Origin of the sequence: Collinsella sp. AF29-7AC, from assembly GCF_003475665.1 — a bacterium.
In the GTDB taxonomy this organism is placed as follows: Bacteria; Actinomycetota; Coriobacteriia; order Coriobacteriales; family Coriobacteriaceae; genus Collinsella.
In genome coordinates this window covers 1-2,376 of the sequence record NZ_QRQX01000042.1, presented here as the reverse complement: position 1 = coordinate 2,376, position 2,376 = coordinate 1, and the positions used below count along the sequence as shown (strand labels likewise).

Annotated in this window: 2 protein-coding genes; both read right to left on the bottom strand. The window is 68.4% G+C overall.

From position 1 onward, the window contains the following. Positions 1-107: 107 nt before the first annotated feature. Entirely contained in the window at positions 108-935 is an 828-nt protein-coding gene (locus DWZ15_RS10200) for an ATP-binding protein (RefSeq protein WP_118450817.1), read from the bottom strand. Next, the gene (istA, locus tag DWZ15_RS10195; protein ID WP_233544796.1) at positions 932-2,239 is read right to left on the bottom strand and encodes an IS21 family transposase; all 1,308 of its coding nucleotides are present in this window, start codon (positions 2,237-2,239) and stop codon (positions 932-934) included. The genes DWZ15_RS10200 and istA overlap by 4 nt, the downstream gene beginning before the upstream one ends. Positions 2,240-2,376 lie beyond the last annotated feature (137 nt).

The window sequence follows — 2,376 nt, the reverse complement described above, 5'->3', positions numbered from 1 at the left end:
TGTTAGCGTCGGAAAATATTAGCCAAATATAGTCGGCCGAGATTGACCAATCCCAGCCGACCCATTTTAGCCAACACGCCCGCATCTATGACTTTCCTATCGCTTTCCTACATCCCCTCGGGCTGGATCCCCCTCACCTTCACCGCCTGGGGGACGGCCTCCACCGAGTACGTGTCGAGCCCCCTGCCGCGGTAGCTCGGGCCCCGCATCACGAACACCGACGCCTTGTCGAACAGCCTGTCGAGGGCGCAGAGGAGCGTGTCGTCGCCCGTGAAGAACTCGTCCCACCCGCTCGGTGCGATGTTGCTCGTGAGGACCATCGCGTTCGGTCCCTCCTTCTCGTAGCGCCTGTCGACGACGTCGAAGAACAGGTCGGTGCACGGCCTGTCGTAGACGCATCTTCCCACCTCGTCCACGATGAGGCACGACGGCTTGACGAGCGAGGAGACGACCCGCGAGGTGTTCCCCCGCTGGACGGCCTTCTGGAACCTGTCCCTGAGCTCGGTCGCCTTGATGTAGTAGGTCTTGAGCCCCCGCATGCAGCACTCGCGCCCGTAGGCCTGCGCGAGGTGCGTCTTCCCTATGCCGCCGGGCCCGACGAAGGCGACGTTGCGGTGCGCGTAGAGGTCGGCCAGCGACGGGAGCCTGCCCAGCGCGGCCGCGTCCCGGCCCTGGATCCTGGAGAAATCGAAACCCTCGAAGGTCTTGGGCTCGCGCCTGGGCAGCCTGCTCAGCCTCAGCAGCGTCTCGATGGAGGCGAGCCTCCTCTTCTCCGCGAGGTAGGAGAATGTGGCGGCAACGGCGGCCATCTCCCCGTCGCCGAGGTCGAGGTCCGAGGCGAGGGTCGCGAGCTCCTCCGCCCCGACGGCGATCCCGAGCCTCGACGCGGCGTCGCTAGCGAGCTCGTAGGGGCTCGCCCCCGCGCCCGCCATCATTCGGCCCTCCCAAAGTCGAACCTCTCGAAACCGGGCTTCGTCCGGGGCGGGGCGATCTGCTCGACCACGGTCCCGACCGGCTGGGTCGGCAGCTCCTCGGGCTGGACCGGCGATGCCTCCCACTGGCCCTCGCACCAGCTGTCGGCGCCGGTGCCGACGGCGTGGGCGACGAGCTCGCGGGAGAGGTCGTCGCTGTATATGTGCACCACGCGCCCCTCCCGGTTCACCCTGCACTCGCGGCGGCCGTACCAGTAGGGCACGCCGTAGCGGTGCCCCTCGAAGCTCACGAAGCCGTCGAAGGAGATCTTCCGGCGCGGGCACAGATACCGCTCGATCTCGGCCGTGACCTCGAGCGGCCTGGTGTTCGCCGAGCACGCCGCCTCGTGCTCGCGCATCGGGACGCATGCCGCCGGGCGCCGCCAGCGGCCTCCCTGCTCGGCGCACCAGAGGGCGGCCTCCCGGTTGAGGGCGTCAAGGTCGCTGAAGGACCTTCCCGCGAGGAAGTTCCCCTTCACGAAGCGGACGAGCCTCTCCACCTTGCCCTTCGTGTAGGGGTGGCGCGGCCTGCACAGCCTGGTGCGGAAGCCGACGACGCCCATGAACTCGGCGTAGTCGGCCTGCCAGACGGGCCGGCCGTCGGCATCGCGGCGGACGACCACGCTCTTCATGTTGTCGGTAAGCACGGTCGCGGGCACGCCCAGCGCCGAGAACGCGTGCAGCATCCCGATGAGGAGGTTTTCCTGGCGCGCGTTCGGGAAGAACTCGACGTGGGCGCTCCCGCAATGGTGGCAGACCATGGCGAAGCAGGCCATCCGCGCCCGCTCGCCGCCGGGGCGCTCGACCGCGACGAAGCCCCAGTCCATCTGGTAGGCCTCCCCGGGCGCCGTCCTGAAGCGCTGCCCGCGGCAGCCCTGCGGGGCCGCCTGCCGCCTCTTCGCGGGCACGAGGTCCCGGTGCGCCGCGATGTAGGTCTTCACCGTGGTGAGGCCGCCGGCGTAGCCCTGGGCGACCAGCCGCTCGAATATCACCTGCGAGTTGGTGACGCCCTTCCGCAGGAGATCGTCCACCAGGCCGGTGTGTCCGGCGAGCACGCCCGGCGCGGCCCTCCTCCCGCTGTTCCCGTGGGGCAGGGCCCTGAACCCGTGGGCCCTGATCGTCCTCGCCCGGGAGCGGGTGAGCCCCGTCCTCCTGCAGAACTCCGCGAGGTTGCATGCCTGCGGGTCGAACCCGTCGCCCTCCTCCGCGGCCATCTCCCGGAGCGCCGCGTCTATAATCTCCTGTAGGTCATCGTGTCTCTCGTTCACCTCAATGGTCCTCCTAACGCCGGCGTGTTGGCACCACCAGCGTAGTGGCGGCGGGGAGGCACGGTGGCCATTATTCGGTGACCGGAATTGGTCAAAATCGTTTGACTATTAGCGGCTAAAATCGCCCGGCGCTAACA

Coding starts and splice junctions, on each gene's coding strand:
- DWZ15_RS10200 (WP_118450817.1), bottom strand. CDS start 935: ATGATGGCGGGCGCGGGGGCGAGCCCCTACGAGCTCGCTAGCGACGCC.